This window comes from Corynebacterium renale (assembly GCF_002563965.1).
In the GTDB taxonomy this organism is placed as follows: domain Bacteria; phylum Actinomycetota; class Actinomycetes; order Mycobacteriales; family Mycobacteriaceae; genus Corynebacterium; species Corynebacterium renale.
Map to the genome: position 1 here is coordinate 1219777 of NZ_PDJF01000001.1, position 17062 is coordinate 1236838.

Sequence of the window (17062 nt, forward strand, 5' to 3'; positions counted from 1 at the left end):
TATCCAAGGAGACCACATGGGCCAACACAGCGCCGAAGATAATGGGGTTATGCAGGCAGCTGATGTTGCCTCTAACGCAGTCCTAAAGCAGACCCCAGCAGCTCGCGCGGTAAACCTCGCAAAATACTACGGGGAGGGCGATACACAAGTCACAGCTCTTGCCGGCGTGACCGTCGATTTTAATCGCGGTGAATTTACCGCGATCATGGGCCCATCGGGGTCAGGCAAATCAACGCTTATGCACTGCATGGCAGGCCTCGACGCCGCCTCGGCTGGTCAATCCTTTATCGGGGAGACCGATCTCTCTCAGCTCGGGGATAAAGAGATGACTCAGCTACGTCGTGACCGTCTGGGTTTCATTTTCCAGTCATTCAACCTGGTCCCCACACTGACGGCTCTCGAGAATATCACCCTCCCGTCGGATATCGCAGGTAAGTCCGTTGATAAGGATTGGTGTAATGAGATCACCACGCGTCTTGGGCTGTCTGAGCGGTTGTCGCATCGACCTGCCGAACTTTCCGGAGGTCAACAACAACGCGTCGCATGTGCCCGTGCACTCGTCTCGCGTCCGGAAATTATTTTCGGTGATGAGCCCACAGGTAACCTCGACTCCAACTCGTCGAAGGAAGTTTTAAGCATCCTTCGCACTGCGGTAGATCACGACGGTCAGACGGTTGTCATTGTCACCCATGACGCAACAGCTGCCGCGTACGCCGATCGCGTCATCTTCCTCAAAGACGGACAAATCCATAACGAGCTGCGCAGCCCCTCGACGCAAGACATCTTGGCCGTCATGACGGGTATCGAGGGTGCAGGCGCATAATGGCATCAAAGAATTCAACAATGCGCAAAGTGAGCTTGCGCAACATTGCTGCACACAAACTTCGCCTCGCGCTCACCGTCCTCGCTGTAGTCCTCGGCACGGCGTTCATTTCAGGTGCGTTCATCTTCACCAATACGCTGTCGAAGTCCTACGAATCTGCTTTGGCAACATCGTTTGCCGGGGTGGATGTCGTCGCAAAGCCGGCTGAGGGGCAAGCATTTATTTCACCTGCGGATCGGGAAGCGATCTCGGGAGACAAGGACGTTGCTGCGGCTAACATTGCGGACTGCCAGACGGTTGTTCTTGGCAATGACAAGCAAGAAGCCATCCAGGCCGGCCAGGTCAGTTTGAGTATCTGGTATGACCCGCAGGATAAGGTCAGCCAACCTGACACAATTGTCGAGGGTAATGCGCCGGATGGTGCGGATCAGCTGGTCATGAATAAGCGCGCCGCTGATAACGCTGGCGTAGCGGTGGGGGACCGGCTCATTGTCGTCGACCCGCAGGCGCGCCATGAGATGACCGTCGTAGGCCTTTTTGAGCCTGATTTCGAAGGCGGTCAGGGCACAAGCGTCAAGGTCAGTGAATCGGCATATGTGGAGCGCTACACGACGGACGGGGCCACCCAATCCTTGTTCCTACGGGCAGCATCCGAGGGCGAGGACAGCGATACTGCACTGCGAGACCACCTGGTAGAAAACTACGCAGTCGATGCCGTCACAGGGGAGGTCCTCATCGAGGACACCAGTAAGCAGATGGCTGAGCTACTCAGCTTCGTGAATTACTTCCTCATCGGTTTTGGTCTTATTGCGCTGCTGGTGGGTACCTTCCTCATCGCTAACACGTTTAGCATGATTGTTGCGCAACGCACCAAGGAATTCGCACTGCTGCGCGCCCTGGGTGCCAGCCGTAAGCAGATTACGCGTTCCGTAGTATTCGAATCCTTTATTACCGGCCTCATCGGTTCCGCCCTCGGCGTGCTTGCCGGCATGGGACTCGTTGCCGGGATTAAGGCGTGGTTGGCGTCCCAGAACATGGCACTTCCGGGAAGTGGCTTAGGCTTGACGACGGCCTCCGTCGTAGTTCCGTTAGTCCTCGGCACTATCGTGACCGTCGTCAGCGCGTGGCTGCCAGCCCGCCGTGCAGGTGAAGTACAGCCGGTCGAAGCGATGCGCTCCCAGGAAAACTCGACGGCAACGTCACTCAAAGGACGCACGATCGTTGGCGTTCTTGTTCTGGCCATCGGCATCGCCGCTGCAACAGCCGGGGTACTCATGGAAGATAGCGCTACGGGGACCCGTGCCACTCTGATTGGCGTGGGCGCAGTGGCAGTTATCATCGGATTCTTCCTGGCCGGACCTGCTTTCAGCCTGCCTATTGTCCCCACAGTGGGCCGCGTCATCGGCGCACCCTTCGGGGCAGTGGGCCGCCTCGCAGCAACGAATTCGCAGCGCAACCCACGCCGAACCGCAACGACTGCGTTCGCGCTTACCTTGGGCGTCGCTTTGGTGACCGTCATCGGCATGTTGGGAACCACGATGAAGGACACTGCGTCCGAAGCCATCGAAGACACCATGAGCGCCGACTACGTGCTCACAGGTCCGACCACGGGCGGTTTCCCACTTCCTGCGGAAACCTACGAGCGCGTGGCAGACGCCGAAGGTGTTGGCACTGCAACGCGTATGTGGAGCGCTCCCATCACCGCCGATAGTGTGGACTCCACTGCGATGGGCGGCGTCATGTCCTTGGTTTTGGACAACGATCCCCGCGAGATTTACCAGGTCGATAAAATTTCCGGGGAACTCGATCTGAGCAAACCGGGCTTTATCGCAGAGGACTCTTTTGCCAAAGAACGCGGCTGGACCGTGGGCGAAGAATACACCGTGCGCGGCGTGACCGGACAGGTGTCGGTCCCACTGCTCGGCACGTATTCTGCAGGGAGCCAGGGGCGCCTCTACATAGCCGCGGATACCATGCGGGAAGTCACGCCGAATGAAGCAGCACGCTTATCGACAGTCGCCATCAACGCCGTTGAAGGCGCTGACCTTGAGCAGCTGCGCACCACTTTGGAACAAGCCGTCAAGGACCTACTCGTGGTCCAGGTACTCAGCGCTTCAGACATGGCTGGTGTGGCAACCCAAGCGATCGACCAGATGCTCAACATCCTCTACGGATTACTGGCGCTGGCCGTGATTATCGCAGTCCTGGGCATCCTGAATACGCTGACCCTCAACGTGATTGAACGTCGCCGTGAAATTGGTATGCTGCGCGCAGTCGGCATGCAACGTCGTCAAGTACGCACCATGATCACGCTGGAAGCCGTCCAAATCTCGCTCTTCGGTGCCGTGATGGGCATCGTCATTGGCGTGGGACTGGGATGGGCTTTCCTGAAAGTTCTCGCCGGGGAAGGCCTGAGCCAGATTAGTATCCCGTGGATGGAAATCCTCTGGATCATGGTCGGCGCCGCAATTGTGGGTGTGCTCGCCGCAATCTGGCCAGCACACCGGGCAGCGAAGACACCAGCTCTCGACGCTATCGCAGAAGACTAAACAGGCACGACCGGAAGGCCGCACCGCAATTCGGTGCGGCCTTTTCCCTTATGTAAGCGCGGAAACAAGAACCATTAAGGCCGTCCAACCAGCCACGATTGTGGCTATAGTGTACCCGGCAGCGCGAAGCCAACGGCGTTCCACAAGCAGTCCACCTATCTCAGCGGCCAAGGTCGACCACGTGGACAACGCCCCAGCGCACCCGACCGCCACCAACGCATACATCGGACCGCTCACCAGGACTGCGGCGCCAAGGAGAGCGCAGGCAACTGTGTTAGCCAGCCACGTTCCCAGCCGTCCGCCTGGCCAGACCGATAGGAGATATCGGGCGGCGCCACCGATAAAACCGCCGGCGCCGATTGCGAGGAGGGCGATCATGGTCCGGAGGGGCGTCGTAAAGCATGACCGAGGCACCAGGAACCCACACACCCCACGACGGTGGCGGCGATATACGTAAACGCGGGAAGCGGTTCTAACGCACCAGCTGCGGACATAAAGGTTGAAAACGTGGTGAACCCACCCAAAAAGCCCTTACCCCACGCCAAGCCGGGAGCCAGCGCACCCATCGCGGCGCAACCCACCACATTGATGAGCAGTATCATGCCAAGAGCGTGGTCGGGTGCCACATTGAGGATCGCTGCTCGCACCACAGCACCGAGCGCGGCCCCAGCGCCCACGATGCAGGTGTTTTTCACAGTGTCCATTGAGAGAAGTGTACGCTGCGCCAACTATTGTTTGACGCGCCGGTGCTGTAGAATTCCGGAAAGTCAAAACATCAACAAAGTGAAGGTCTTCTCGTGAGCAACTCTGTCAAGAACCCGAACCAAAGTGGCAAGGGCTTTATGTGGGCAATCATTGCGGTCGTCGTGATTGCTATCGTCGTCATCGCCGGTGTTGTCATCAGCAACAAGGGTGGAAAGTCCCGTGAATGGGAAGATGTATCCTTCCAGGCTGAGCTTGTCGACGGCCGCGTCCACCTCACCAGCGAAAACGCCGACGGATCCACACCCAAGGCTCGCGTCTACGAAGACTTCATGTGCCCGCACTGTGCAGAACTCGCAGCAGCGGATGGGCCAGCCCTGAAGGATGCCGCTGAGAAGGGTGACTTGGACGTGGAGATCGCCCCACTGGGCTTCATGGACCAGTTCCAGGATAAGAGCAACACCACAGGCCCGTCCCACCAGGCGCTCGCGGCTGTCCTTGCGGCTCTCGAAGAAGGCGGCGCCTCCGATTTCTGGAACATGCGCGCCATGCTCATGGAAAACCAGACCAATGTCCGTGGATGGGACAAGGGCGACTATGTTGACGCCGCTAAGGAACTTGGTGTTGACGGTGCAGTCATCGACGCGATCGACTCCGAAAAGTACATGGACAAGGCCGCCGAAGTAGCCAAGGCAAACGCCGACGTCCTGCAGAAGGAAACTGGCGAAGTATCCTCCCCACGCGTCTTCATCGATGGCAAGGAAATTCAGGTCTCCAACGACTGGGTGGAGCAGTACCGCCGCTAACGCTGCTCAAGCCGAGTACTTCCGTGAACTGGCGATTTGGTGAAAATCTAAGCACCCGCTAGAGTATCGGAAGTACCTCATGGGGCTATGGCGCAGTTGGTAGCGCACCACACTGGCAGTGTGGGGGTCACGGGTTCGAATCCCGTTAGCTCCACTTTAACGAATACCGCCCGCCTAACCAGGCCGGCGGTATTCGGCATTCAGGTAAGGAATAACTCTACTGTAGAGGCATGCCTCTCGTGCCCATCATCGGAATCAATACAGACCACGCCGGCAGGTGTGCCCACTGGCACTCTGATGCAGACGTCGTGGCAAACAAATGCGCAGCCTGCCAGGAATTCTTCGCCTGCTACCTCTGCCACAACGCCCTGCGGAATCATACTTTTGCACCCATGCCACTCGACCAGGAAGCCGTGATGTGCGGCTCGTGTGGCTACCGCATGGATTACCGCGCCTACACCGGGCGGCGCGCCTGCCCGGGCTGTGGGCATTCTTTTAATTCAGGCTGTCAGAATCACGGGAACCTCTACTTTGACTTAGGTAATACCTAGAGGTCAGGGCATATGTCGGAGGTTCATGCCATACTTGGAAACATGACTACTTCACCGATTACCGAACTCACCCGCGCAGAATCCCTAGACAAGCTACGCACCCTGAACATCGGGCGCCTCGTTGTACACCGCAGCGAAGACATCGATATTTTCCCCATCAACTACGCCGTCGATGAGGAAAGTGACATTTATATCCACACCACCGCAGGGGACAAACTTTTCAGCCTCACCCTCAACCCAGATGTTCTTTTTGAGGTTGACGATTTCTCCACGACCAACGCCTGGTCTGTTATCGTGCGTGGTCAGGCGGCGGTCGTCGAGAAGCAAGCAGACATCGCGCACGCAGAATCCCTGGAGATGCGTACGTGGATCCCGACGCCGAAGGATACTTTCGTGCGCATCCAACCGGCAGAGGTCAGTGGTCGCGCCTTCACATTGCAGAAATAGAGTTAGTTGTGGTGGACACTTTCAGTAAAAGCCCTCGTGAGCCACTATCGGCGCGCGCCGAAGCCGCTGGACTGCGGTGGCTCGGCGAGGCCAGCAACGCCGTTGTGCGAGTGGTTGAGGTCAGCGACAACACCATCGTGACGCAGCGCGTGTCACCCGGCCGACCCTGCCCCGAAGCCGCCCGCCAGGCAGGCGAAGAACTCGCACGCATTCACGCTGCTGGCGCCGAGGCGTTCGGCCAGCCTCCGGCGGGGTGGGATGACCCGAACTACATTGGCACCCAACCGCAAGACTGCACGCCTACGGACAACTGGGCGCACTTCTACGTACAGCAGCGTGTCCTACCCTTTGCGTGGAAAGCTGCACAGCTCGGCAACCTGCGGGACCTAGACATCGTGGAAAAAGCGTGCGCAGCAATCACCGCAACGAACTGGGACGTCACTCCTGCCCGCATCCATGGCGACCTCTGGGCGGGAAACCTTCTCTTCGGGGAAGAGGGCCCGGCCTTCATCGATCCCGCTGCTCATGGCGGCCACCCGCACACAGACCTCGCGATGCTCGCACTTTTCGGAGCGTCGTATCTTGAAGAAATCTATCGTGGGTACGCTCGCGTGCGTCCCCTGCCGAAAGGGTGGGAGCGCACGATACCCGTGCACCAACTCCACCCGCTTGCCGTGCACGCCTACACGCACGGACCAAGTTATGGCATGGAACTGGAAAGGGCGGCTCGCGCAACCCTCGATCTTCTGAGTTAACGGTTGGGCCGCCACCACGAGTCATCGGGGGATGCGGGGAGGTGGCGCTTGTGTTCACCGCGGCGCCACAATTCCTCGATGCGTGCGCGGGCGGGCTGGGTGACATCACGGCCTTCGAGGTAATCATCGATATCGCGGTAGCGGACGCCGAGGGCCTCTTCGTCGGCAAGCGCGGGGCGCTCAAGTTCGAGATCGGCGGTGGGGACTTTTTCCCACGTCCAACTCGGCGCACCTAAGAACTCTAGGAGGGCTGCGCCCTGGCGCTTATTTAACCCTGAAAGGGGGGTGAGGTCGGCTGCGCCATCGCCATGCTTGGTAAAGAATCCGGTGAGGTTCTCCGCCGCATGATCCGTGCCTATAACCAAAAGGCCACGCTCGCCGGCCAGGGCGTACTGCGCGATCATACGCTGGCGGGCACGAATATTACCCGCATTGAAGTCAGAAAGCTCTCGCAGCCCCAAAGCTTCAGCGGTGCCGTGCGTCATCGCGTCGGAGGCGTCCTTAATATTGACGGTTACCCGGTGATCAGGGGCAATGACGTCGAGGGCGCGCTGGGCATCGTCCTCATCGCCTTGCACACCATACGGCAGGCGCATCGCCCAGAACTCTGCAGGAACGCCGCTTTCGCGAAGCTTGACGACGGCACGTTGCGCCAGCATCCCCGCGAGGGTGGAATCTTGGCCGCCCGAAATGCCCAGTACGTACCCCTTTGCACCAGTGACACGCAGGTAATCGATGAGGAATTGAGTGCGCTTGGTCACCTCATGCTCTGGATCGATACAGGCAGCGGTGCGCAGCGAAGATACTACCTTTTCTTGAAGCTCGCGTGAATTGTCCGACACGTGCAATCCTTTTCCTTGATGAATACTTGAGCGCATATGAAATCACAATCTCGTCGCACTCAACGGTATATAACAACTGTAGCGGCCATCGCCGCTTTTGGAGGCCTACTTTTCGGCTACGACACCGGCGTCATGTCCGGTGCGCTGCTTTTCCTATCACCCGAATTTGGGCTCAGCCCCGCCCAGGAAGGGTGGGTGACCTCCACTTTGCTCATCGGCGCCGCACTTGGTGCCCTCGGTGGCGGAAGAATTGCCGACCTCATCGGCAGGCGCTGGACACTCATCGTAGGAGGGCTGATCTTTATTGGCGGATCACTGTGGTGCGCGCTTGTCGACGGCCCCGCTGGCCTGGCGTCGGCCCGCTTTACACTGGGCCTGGCGGTCGGAGCAGTATCCATCGTGGTTCCGATGTACATTTCTGAGAAAGTCCCGCCTCGGGTGCGCGGGAAGCTGGTCTCGCTCAACACGCTGATGATCGTGGTGGGGCAACTACTTGCCTACTGCGTTAATTCGGCGCTCGCGCCAACCGAAAACTGGCGCCTCATGCTTGCCTGCGCCGCAATCCCAGGCGCGGTCCTGGCCATCGGCATGGCGTTCCTTCCCGACACTGCCGTCTGGTACGCCGAGCGTGGCCAATTTGAGCGAGCTCGTGCTTCTGCGCAGCGCGCCGGCATGACACTTGCAGACTTGGGCATCCAGGAAGACTCCGGGTCGGGCGAGCACGGGGAAGGGGGGACGTCGATAAGCGTGGCGGAGCAAGCCGCAACCTTGAAGACTCCCTGGATCCGAGCGGCGCTCATGACCGCGATTGGGCTCGGCGTGACGCAACAAATCACAGGTGTGAACGCCATCGTGTACTTCGCGCCAACGCTGATGAATAAAGTGGGCCTGTCCACGACAAACTCGGTGTACACCTCGATGATTATTGGTGTGGTATCCGTGGTGGCGTGCTACGTCGGGCTGAAAATTGTGGACCGCGTGGGCAGGCGCAGGCTCCTGCTTGTGGGGCTGACCGGGAATATCAGCGCGCTCATTATTCTGGCATTGGTGTACCCACTGGCCAGCGGTTCCGTTGCGATGGCGATGGCAGCGCTCGGGCTTATGGGTTTGTTCATCGCCTTCCAGCAAGCAGCGGTTTCATTGACAACGTGGCTCCTGATCTCCGAACTTGTGCCCACCGCGATCCGAGGCATCGGCATGGGCGTCGCAGGCCTGGGCTTGTGGGTAGCGAACTGGGCGGTAGCGCAGTTCTTCCTCCCGCTGGTAAGCGCTACCTCCGCCTCGACCACTTTTGCCATCTTCGCTGCTCTGGGCGTGGCTGCAGTAATCTTCGTGGCCCGCTGGGTGCCGGAAACTTCAGGCAAATCATTAGAAGAGGTGGAAGGCCAATTCCAGGCGCGCTATCCTAGCGCATAGAAACCTGGATGTGGGGGAGCGCTTTGCGTTTGTATACCCGTTCCGGTATCATTTTCCCTCGTGTCATGACCGTGTCCGTTCTAGGGCACGCGTCTGCGAAACTATACAGCGCATAAAGAAAGGAGCGCCCGATGAAGGTCCGCAAGTCGCTTCGGTCGCTGAAGAACAAGCCGGGCGCCCAGGTTGTGCGTCGCCACGGCAAGGTCTTTGTGATCAACAAGAAGGAGCCACGCTTCAAGGCTCGCCAGGGCTAAGCCGAAAGGCAGCATCCTTGGGCTAAAGCGCCATCCCGCCATTCGTGCGGGGTGGCGCTTTTTCGTATGCGCGAAACCCCGCGGGCTTGCGCGGTAGTGTACGAAAACCACTTTCAGGAGGCGTGAAATTTTTGAACACGCTCGAGGGTAGTGCGTGAACTGGTCTTTTTCAGCTGCTCGAGAAACGAGCCATTTTTCGTGGCTAGTGAGCTTTGTCACGCGCCTATGGAAACCTGCAGGATGGGTTTCGGGCGAGGAAATACCAGCGGTGTGGTTCGAGGGCTACATGTGGGCCTCGAAGGGGTGTCGTGCTGGCTTTATTATGCGCGGTGGCACTATATGTAGTATCGCTTGCGGAAAAGTTACCCAAAGTATAGTGTCTTGGTATCGGAACTTTCGGGTGGTCAACACTGAAAAGTTCCCGCTGAGGTGCAGGCTTTTTAAGTCTCATGCGCACCATAAACAACACCAGTTACTTAAACCGCAGCGCGATTGTGCTGCGAACACAGGCGTAGGAAGAGGCAGGAATCCAATGGCAATCACGGTCTACACGAAGCCCGCTTGCATGCAGTGCACCATGACCACTCGCGAGCTCGACAAGGCTGGACTGGATTACAACCTCGTAGACATCTCCGTCGACGATGCCGCCCGCGACTACGTCATGGCGCTTGGCTACCTCGCGGCCCCAGTCGTCGAAGTTGACGGCGAACACTGGTCAGGCTTCCGCCCAGAGCGCCTCCACGCGCTGGCAGCTGCCTAAGCGGACTTACCCGCACCTACTTTTACAGCCCCGAACACTGCAACGGTTCGGGGTCTTGCGATATGTACCACCTAAAAATCGGCAAACGCACCACAGCGTGCTTTTATACGGGCCATCCGTGGCGAAGGGAATGAAGGAAAGTGCTCGTCGTGTATTTTTCGTCAGCGACGGAAAACACTCACAGGTTCGTCGAGAAGCTCGGCCTTCCGGCCAAGCGAATTCCGCTCTACAAGAAAGATGAACCACTGATCGTCAATGAGCCCTACGTGCTCATCTGCCCGACCTATGGTGGCGGGGTGTCCCTCAACCACGAGAACGTGCGCCCCGTTCCAGTGCAGGTCATCCGATTCCTGAACAACGAGCACAACCGCAGCCTCATCCGATGTGTCGTCGCCGGTGGCAACACTAACTTCGGGGCCGACTACGGAGTTGCCGGAGATCTGATTTCACGGAAATGCAAAGTTCCGTACGTCTACCGGTTCGAACTCATGGGCAACGACGAAGACGTGCGAATCCTGCGCCAAGGTTTGGAAGAGAACGCCGTCGCCCTAGGCCTCGAACCTGCACCATCAGCGGCTGTCGGACCCACGCGCTAAGATAGCGCCCGGACCGGAGCCAGTATATAAACCACAGGTCAAGGCCATGAAGGCCACACATAATTGAATACAGATGTGTAATTACAACCCCCACATTCACGCAGTAGCAAAGGACACCCTATGACCGAACACGGACGCAGCGTGGCAGAACCCGTCAACCAGGAAGACCAGCTGGATTACCACGCACTCAATGCGATGCTGAACCTGTACGACGAAAACAATCAGATTCAGTTCGACAAAGACCGCGAGGCCGCCAACCAGTTCTTCCTGCAGCACGTCAACCAGAACACTGTGTTTTTCCACAGCCTGCAGGAAAAACTCGACTACCTGGTCAGCAACAATTATTACGACAAGTCCGTCCTGGATAAGTACGACTTCGAGTTCATCAAGAGCCTGTCGCAGCGTGCATACGCGTTCAAGTTCCGCTTCCAATCCTTCCTGGGCGCATACAAGTACTACACGTCTTACACCCTCAAGACTTTCGACGGTCGCCGCTACCTCGAACGATTCGAAGACCGCGTAGTCATGGTGGCGCTCGCGCTTGCCGACGGCGACACCTCCCTCGCTGAAAACCTGGTCGACGAAATCATGACCGGTCGCTTCCAGCCCGCGACCCCTACCTTCCTGAACGAAGGTAAAGCTCAGCGCGGGGAACCGGTGTCCTGCTTCTTGCTGCGTATCGAAGACAACATGGAATCCATCGGTCGTTCCATTAACTCCGCACTACAGCTGTCCAAGCGTGGTGGTGGCGTCGCACTGCTGCTGAGCAACCTGCGTGAAGCTGGCGCACCGATCAAGCACATCGAAAACCAGTCCTCCGGTGTCATCCCTGTGATGAAGCTGCTGGAAGACGCGTTCTCCTACGCTAACCAATTGGGTGCACGCCAGGGCGCTGGCGCCGTCTACTTGAACGCGCACCACCCGGACATCCTGAACTTCCTCGACACCAAGCGTGAAAACGCTGATGAGAAGATCCGTATTAAGACCCTTTCCCTGGGCGTCGTTATCCCGGACATCACTTTCGAGCTGGCGCGGAACAAGGAACCGATGTACTTGTTCTCCCCATACGATGTGGAGCGCGTCTACGGAAAACCATTCGGTGACATCTCCGTCACTGAGCTCTACCGCGACATGGTCGAAGACCCACGCATCCGAAAGACCAAGATCGACGCGCGTGATTTCTTCCAGACCCTGGCCGAAATCCAGTTCGAGTCCGGGTACCCGTACATCATGTACGAAGACACCGTTAACACGGCCAACCCCATCGAAGGCCGCGTGAACATGTCCAACCTGTGCTCTGAGATTCTGCAGGTTAACTCCGCGTCCGAGTTCAACGATGACCTGACGTACAGCCACATCGGCGAGGACATTTCCTGCAACCTCGGCTCGCTCAACATCGCGATGACCATGGATTCCCCGGATTTCTCGAAGACCATCGAAACCACTATCCGGGGCCTCACCGCAGTCTCCGAGCAGACGTCCATCGACTCCGTGCCGTCGATTCGCAAGGGCAACGAAGCTGCCCACGCCATCGGGCTTGGGCAGATGAACCTCCACGGCTACCTTGGCCGCGAACATATTCACTACGGTTCCGAAGAAGGCTTGGACTTCACCAACGCGTACTTCGCCGCAGTGCTGTACGCCTGCCTGCGCGCCTCCAACAAGATTGCCCAGGAGCGTGGAGAAAAGTTCGCCGGCTTCGAAACCTCCGAGTATGCCGACGGCAGCTACTTTGACCGTTTCGATCCTGCAGATTTCGCGCCAAAGACCGAAAAAGTAAAGGGCATCTTCGACGCCTCATCGATCTACACCCCAACTGCAGAGGACTGGGCTCAGCTCAAGGCGGATGTCATGGAACACGGCATCTACAACCGATACCTCCAGGCTGTTCCGCCGACTGGTTCGATTTCCTACATCAACCACTCGACGTCCTCAATCCACCCGATCGCTTCCAAGATTGAGATCCGTAAGGAAGGCAAGATTGGGCGCGTCTACTACCCGGCGCCGCACATGGACAACGAGAACCTCGAATACTTCGAGGACGCGTATGAAATCGGCTACCAGAAGATCGTTGACACCTACGCGGTGGCAACGAAGTACGTAGACCAAGGCCTGTCCCTAACCCTGTTCTTTAAGGACACTGCCACCACCCGCGACATCAACAAGGCGCAGATTTACGCGTGGCGCAAGGGTATCAAGACCTTGTACTACATCCGCCTGCGTCAGGTAGCCCTCCAAGGCACCGAGATCGAAGGTTGCGTCAGCTGCATGCTGTAGAAGCCAAAGCTAAAGGCCACCCCACTGCACAGGTCAGTGGGGTGGCCTTTTGGGTGAGCGGGCTACGAGAGCGCTTCAGTAGCCTCTTGGACGATTGCGCGCGCAGCTTTTTCTGCTCCCGCAGGGTCGGCTGCAGCGATAGCCTCAGCTAATTCCACGTGCCCTACCAGCGCGGCTTCGTCCGGGATGCGGGGTTGTAAACCCAACTCGGTTCGTCCCTGCATCACAGAAACTACAGCTGGTGCGAGCGCAGCATAGAATGCGTTTCCGGAACTGCGCAGGACCAGGGAGTGGAACTCAATGTCGGCATGCAAAAAGTCCTGCTCGGCGCCACGGCCTGCATGACCTTCCGAGTCAAGGAAGCGGGCGAGGCGACTCAATTCCGAACGTGCGTCGTCCGAGGCGACAGTGGCCGCGCACCGGGCAGCGGCTGGTTCGACGGCGCGACGCAACTCAAGCAAGGAGGCCAACTGCGCTGACCGGGTTTCCGTGTGTGCGAGACGCCAACGGATGAGCATGGGATTGAAGGGGTCCCAGGATTCTTCCGGCTGGACGGTAAGTCCGACTCTGCGGGATGCTGCGACGAGCCCCATGTGTTCCAGAGCGCGCATGACTTCGCGGGCGACGGTGCGGGAGATGTTGAACTTCGTCATGATGTCTTGGAGCGTGAATACGGTTCCCGCTGGCAACTGGCCCGGGACGAGCTTGCTTCCCACGATTTCTAGAACGGCATCGAGTTTTGTGGATTGCGGCACACTTACCTCCGTCGATTATTTTCGTCCTACTTTAACTTAATGATAATTCCAATGACTTCGCGGGGTTTAAATAGGTGGCTTGATGGTCTGATTCGGCGTTCTGTGACGTTGTCCCGGGGCGGTGGGCTCGTCGCTCCTGCTTGGGCTAGGGTAGGGGGCATGTCGAATATCAGTGGCGAAGATTTGCGCGAAAAATATCTCCACGACCCGAAGCCAATTAAGGCCATCAACTGGAATGAAATCCCAGATGACAAGGACCTTGAGGTATGGGATCGCTTGACCGGAAATTTCTGGCTGCCAGAGAAGGTGCCGGTGTCCAACGACATCAAGTCATGGGGCACGCTTAACGACGCCGAAAAGACCGCAACTATGCGCGTCTTCACCGGACTTACGCTGCTCGATACGATTCAAGGCACCGTCGGAGCGGTTGCGTTGCTGCCAGACGCAGAAACTCTGCATGAGGAAGCAGTGCTGACAAATATTGCCTTCATGGAGTCGGTGCACGCGAAGTCCTACTCCAACATCTTCATGACCTTGGCCTCCACCCCGGAGATTAACGAGGCATTCCGCTGGTCAGAAGAGAATGAAAACCTGCAGCGCAAGGCCAAGATCATTCTTGCCTACTACGACGGTAATGATCCGCTGAAGCGCAAGGTTGCATCCACTTTGTTGGAATCCTTCCTCTTCTACTCCGGCTTCTACCTGCCGATGTACTGGTCTGCTCATGCCAAGCTGACCAACACTGCCGACGTCATCCGCCTCATCATCCGTGACGAAGCCGTTCACGGCTACTACATCGGCTACAAGTACCAGCAGGCTGTGAAGAAGGAATCCCCCGAGCGTCAAGAAGAGCTCAAGAACTGGACCTTCAACCTGCTCATGGAACTCTATGACAATGAAACCAAGTACACCGAGGATCTTTATGATCCGGTCGGTTGGACTGAAGATGTCAAGCGGTTCTTGCGCTACAACGCGAACAAGGCTTTGAACAACCTTGGGTACGAGGCCCTCTTCCCGGCTGATGAGACCCGCGTTTCCCCGGCAATCTTGTCGGCACTGTCCCCGAACGCGGATGAGAATCACGACTTCTTCTCGGGGTCCGGTTCCTCGTATGTGATCGGCAAGGCAGAAGAAACAACTGACGACGACTGGGACTTCTAAACGGTCCCTTAAAAAAAGTAAACGCGGTGCGACGCCCTGGTTGGAAACTTCAACCGGGGCGTCATACTTTCTATCGAACTACGACGGGGGCAGGTGGGGAAGGGGAGGGGCGTGTCGAGGGCGTTAAATTGGGAACAACTTTCACACTGGGCACGCCAGTTACGTACTGTGCTGAAATATGGTGCGGTTGTGCATACCAGCTGGGAGGCGCCTGTCAGTGGATTAGATTCACCGGCGTGGCGAACCATACAGGACCTATAGGGCTTGGTTGTTTCAGTAATTAGTTTTGCTGCTCTATGGATGGCGGTGCAATATGCAAATCCACAGCGCAAGGCTAAAAACGGAAGGTTGTCCTGTGAGATTGCTGGCTAGAAAAAGGGGGGAGTTATGCCCTATGATTAGCGGTACGCAATGTTGGGTTATTTATGCGTGTTTTCTTTTGGGTAATTCCCAGGAAAGAAACGTGTGAATCACCTTTGAGTTCAGGAGGATCGTATGACTGCTGTGGCACCACGGCTAGACGAGCACGTCGAGCCCGCACGTCCCACACCGACCGGGCATGGCCGTAAGGGTTCCCAAGCCTGGCATATGTTGACAACCACCGACCATAAGCAGCTGGGCATCATGTACATCATCATGAGCTTCTGCTTCTTCTTCCTCGGTGGCCTTATGGCGCTGCTCATCCGCGCGGAGCTTTTTACTCCGGGCCTGCAGTTCCTTTCTAACGAGCAGTTCAACCAGCTGTTCACCATGCACGGCACAGTGATGCTGCTGCTGTTCGGCACCCCAATCGTGTGGGGCTTCGCTAACTACGTTCTGCCGCTTCAAATCGGCGCACCTGACGTGGCATTCCCACGTCTGAACGCCTTTGGTTTTTGGATCACCACCGTCGGTGGCGTTGCAATGCTGGCCGGATTCCTCACCCCAGGTGGTGCAGCGGACTTCGGCTGGACCATGTACTCCCCATTGTCTGACGCAATCCACACTCCAGGCGTGGGCGCGGACTTCTGGATCGTGGGCGTCGGTGCAACCGGTGTGGGCACAATTGCTTCCGCAATCAACATGCTCACCACCATCCTGTGCCTCCGCGCACCGGGAATGACCATGTTCCGCATGCCGATCTTTGCGTGGAACATCTTCGTCACCTCCATCCTGGCACTGCTGATTTTCCCACTGCTGACCGCAGCGGCTCTCGGCGTCCTGTACGACCGCAAGCTTGGTGGCCACATCTACGCCCCAGGCAACGGCGGCACGATCCTGTGGCAGCACCTCTTCTGGTTCTTCGGCCACCCCGAGGTGTACGTCCTGGCACTGCCTTTCTTCGGTGTTATCTCCGAAGTCATCCCAGTGTTCTCCCGTAAGCCAATGTTCGGCTACGTCGGCCTGGTCTTCGCGACCCTGTCCATTGGTGCGCTGTCCATGGCTGTGTGGGCACACCACATGTTCGTCACCGGTGCAGTTCTGCTTCCGTTCTTCTCCTTCATGACGTTCCTCATCGCCGTTCCTACCGGCGTGAAGTTCTTCAACTGGGTTGGAACCATGTGGAAGGGCCACATCACCTGGGAGACTCCAATGATCTTCGCGGTGGGCTTCATGGCGACCTTCCTCTTCGGTGGTCTCACCGGCATCATGTTGGCATCCCCACCACTGGACTTCCACCTGGCAGACTCCTACTTCCTGATCGCGCACTTCCACTACACCCTGTTCGGTACGGTTGTGTTCGCATCCTTCTCCGGCGTCTACTTCTGGTTTCCGAAGATGACCGGTCGCATGCTCGACGAGCGCCTAGGCAAGATTCACTTCTGGCTGACCTTCATCGGCTTCCACGGCACCTTCATGGTCCAGCACTGGTTGGGCAACATGGGTATGCCACGTCGTTACGCTGACTACCTGGACTCCGACGGCTTCACCACCCTGAACCAGATCTCCACCATCTTCTCCTTCCTGCTGGGCTTCTCGGTCATTCCATTCGTCTGGAACGTCTTCAAGTCCTGGCGCTACGGCGAAGTTGTCACCGTGGACGACCCATGGGGTTACGGCAACTCCCTCGAGTGGGCAACCAGCTGCCCACCTCCACGCCACAACTTCACCTCCCTGCCACGCATCCGCTCGGAGCGCCCAGCGTTCGAGCTGCACTACCCACACATGGTGGAGCGCATGCGTCGCGAAGCACACGTTGGTGGAGGGCACGACCTGCCGGAGCTCACACCAAAGAACTCCTAAGTTCGCAACGAAGCGCCACGCAGCTTCACCCTGAACTCGTGAACACATAACAAGAAGGCCACACTCACACCGAGTGTGGCCTTCTTCGCGCCCCGACAACCCCACACACCACCCCCACCATAACGAATTGGAAGAATGGATAAGC

17 protein-coding genes and 1 tRNA gene are annotated in these 17062 nt (G+C 57.8%); 14 read left to right on the top strand and 4 right to left on the bottom strand.

Going from position 1 to position 17062, the window contains the following annotated elements:
* Positions 1-49: 49 nt before the first annotated feature.
* Together ATK06_RS05745 and ATK06_RS05750 are read left to right on the top strand one after the other, a co-directional pair.
* Entirely contained in the window at positions 50-823 is a 774-nt protein-coding gene (locus tag ATK06_RS05745; protein WP_231913586.1) for an ABC transporter ATP-binding protein, read from the top strand.
* Between the two features lie 20 nt (positions 824-843).
* On the top strand, positions 844-3372 hold the full coding sequence (locus ATK06_RS05750) for an ABC transporter permease (RefSeq protein ID WP_231913585.1): 2529 nt from the start codon (positions 844-846) through the stop codon (positions 3370-3372).
* 48 nt (positions 3373-3420) lie between these two features.
* Here ATK06_RS05750 and ATK06_RS05755 read toward each other — a convergent pair whose 3' ends face one another.
* Together ATK06_RS05755 and ATK06_RS05760 are read right to left on the bottom strand one after the other, a co-directional pair.
* Complete coding sequence (locus tag ATK06_RS05755) at positions 3421-3750, bottom strand: FluC/FEX family fluoride channel (protein ID WP_048380183.1); 330 nt, start codon at positions 3748-3750, stop codon at positions 3421-3423.
* Positions 3747-4076, bottom strand: coding sequence for a fluoride efflux transporter family protein (locus ATK06_RS05760; RefSeq protein ID WP_098388995.1), 330 nt, complete (start codon positions 4074-4076; stop codon positions 3747-3749). The genes ATK06_RS05755 and ATK06_RS05760 overlap by 4 nt, the downstream gene beginning before the upstream one ends.
* A gap of 93 nt (positions 4077-4169) precedes the next feature.
* On the opposite strand from ATK06_RS05760, the gene ATK06_RS05765 reads away from it, so the two are divergent.
* The 5 genes from ATK06_RS05765 to ATK06_RS05785 all read left to right on the top strand — a co-directional run bounded on the left by ATK06_RS05765 (position 4170) and on the right by ATK06_RS05785 (position 6633).
* The gene (locus ATK06_RS05765; protein ID WP_098388996.1) at positions 4170-4880 is read left to right on the top strand and encodes a DsbA family protein; all 711 of its coding nucleotides are present in this window, start codon (positions 4170-4172) and stop codon (positions 4878-4880) included.
* An 81-nt stretch (positions 4881-4961) separates the two neighbouring features.
* Positions 4962-5034, top strand: a tRNA-Ala gene (locus tag ATK06_RS05770).
* Positions 5035-5110: 76 nt separating this feature from the next.
* Positions 5111-5431, top strand: coding sequence for a CHY zinc finger protein (locus ATK06_RS05775; protein ID WP_083985995.1), 321 nt, complete (start codon positions 5111-5113; stop codon positions 5429-5431).
* 42 nt (positions 5432-5473) lie between these two features.
* The gene (locus ATK06_RS05780) at positions 5474-5878 is read left to right on the top strand and encodes a pyridoxamine 5'-phosphate oxidase family protein (RefSeq protein WP_098388997.1); all 405 of its coding nucleotides are present in this window, start codon (positions 5474-5476) and stop codon (positions 5876-5878) included.
* An 11-nt stretch (positions 5879-5889) separates the two neighbouring features.
* A complete protein-coding gene (locus ATK06_RS05785) occupies positions 5890-6633 on the top strand; it encodes a fructosamine kinase family protein (RefSeq protein WP_098389406.1) in 744 nt (247 codons plus the stop codon).
* On the opposite strand, the gene nadE is transcribed toward ATK06_RS05785, so the two are convergent.
* Positions 6630-7475 carry an ammonia-dependent NAD(+) synthetase gene (gene nadE / locus ATK06_RS05790; RefSeq protein ID WP_282957055.1) on the bottom strand — a complete coding sequence of 282 codons (846 nt, stop codon included), beginning with the start codon at positions 7473-7475 and terminating at the stop codon, positions 6630-6632. The two genes, ATK06_RS05785 and nadE, sit on opposite strands and share 4 nt — an antisense overlap.
* 36 nt (positions 7476-7511) lie before the next feature.
* On the opposite strand from nadE, the gene ATK06_RS05795 reads away from it, so the two are divergent.
* From ATK06_RS05795 to nrdE, 5 genes are all read left to right on the top strand, one after another.
* The gene (locus tag ATK06_RS05795) at positions 7512-8891 is read left to right on the top strand and encodes a sugar porter family MFS transporter (RefSeq protein ID WP_098388999.1); all 1380 of its coding nucleotides are present in this window, start codon (positions 7512-7514) and stop codon (positions 8889-8891) included.
* Positions 8892-9022: 131 nt separating this feature from the next.
* Complete coding sequence (gene ykgO, locus ATK06_RS05800) at positions 9023-9145, top strand: type B 50S ribosomal protein L36 (protein WP_018341343.1); 123 nt, start codon at positions 9023-9025, stop codon at positions 9143-9145.
* A 532-nt stretch (positions 9146-9677) separates the two neighbouring features.
* Entirely contained in the window at positions 9678-9905 is a 228-nt protein-coding gene (nrdH, locus tag ATK06_RS05805; protein WP_048380177.1) for a glutaredoxin-like protein NrdH, read from the top strand.
* A 140-nt stretch (positions 9906-10045) separates the two neighbouring features.
* Positions 10046-10501: a class Ib ribonucleoside-diphosphate reductase assembly flavoprotein NrdI gene (gene nrdI / locus ATK06_RS05810; RefSeq protein ID WP_098389000.1), complete on the top strand. Its 456-nt coding sequence runs from the start codon at positions 10046-10048 to the stop codon at positions 10499-10501.
* A gap of 120 nt (positions 10502-10621) precedes the next feature.
* Complete coding sequence (nrdE, locus tag ATK06_RS05815) at positions 10622-12778, top strand: class 1b ribonucleoside-diphosphate reductase subunit alpha (protein ID WP_048380175.1); 2157 nt, start codon at positions 10622-10624, stop codon at positions 12776-12778.
* 62 nt (positions 12779-12840) lie between these two features.
* Here nrdE and ATK06_RS05820 read toward each other — a convergent pair whose 3' ends face one another.
* A complete protein-coding gene (locus ATK06_RS05820) occupies positions 12841-13533 on the bottom strand; it encodes a FadR/GntR family transcriptional regulator (protein WP_231913541.1) in 693 nt (230 codons plus the stop codon).
* 159 nt (positions 13534-13692) lie between these two features.
* Between ATK06_RS05820 and nrdF the strand changes: the two genes are divergently transcribed.
* Together nrdF and ctaD are read left to right on the top strand one after the other, a co-directional pair.
* Positions 13693-14694, top strand: a complete 1002-nt coding sequence (gene nrdF / locus ATK06_RS05825; RefSeq protein WP_048380173.1) for a class 1b ribonucleoside-diphosphate reductase subunit beta — start codon at positions 13693-13695, stop codon at positions 14692-14694.
* A gap of 495 nt (positions 14695-15189) precedes the next feature.
* Positions 15190-16917 (top strand): aa3-type cytochrome oxidase subunit I, encoded by a 1728-nt coding sequence (ctaD, locus tag ATK06_RS05830; protein WP_048380171.1) that lies wholly within the window; start codon positions 15190-15192, stop codon positions 16915-16917.
* The last annotated feature ends 145 nt before the right edge of the window (positions 16918-17062 follow it).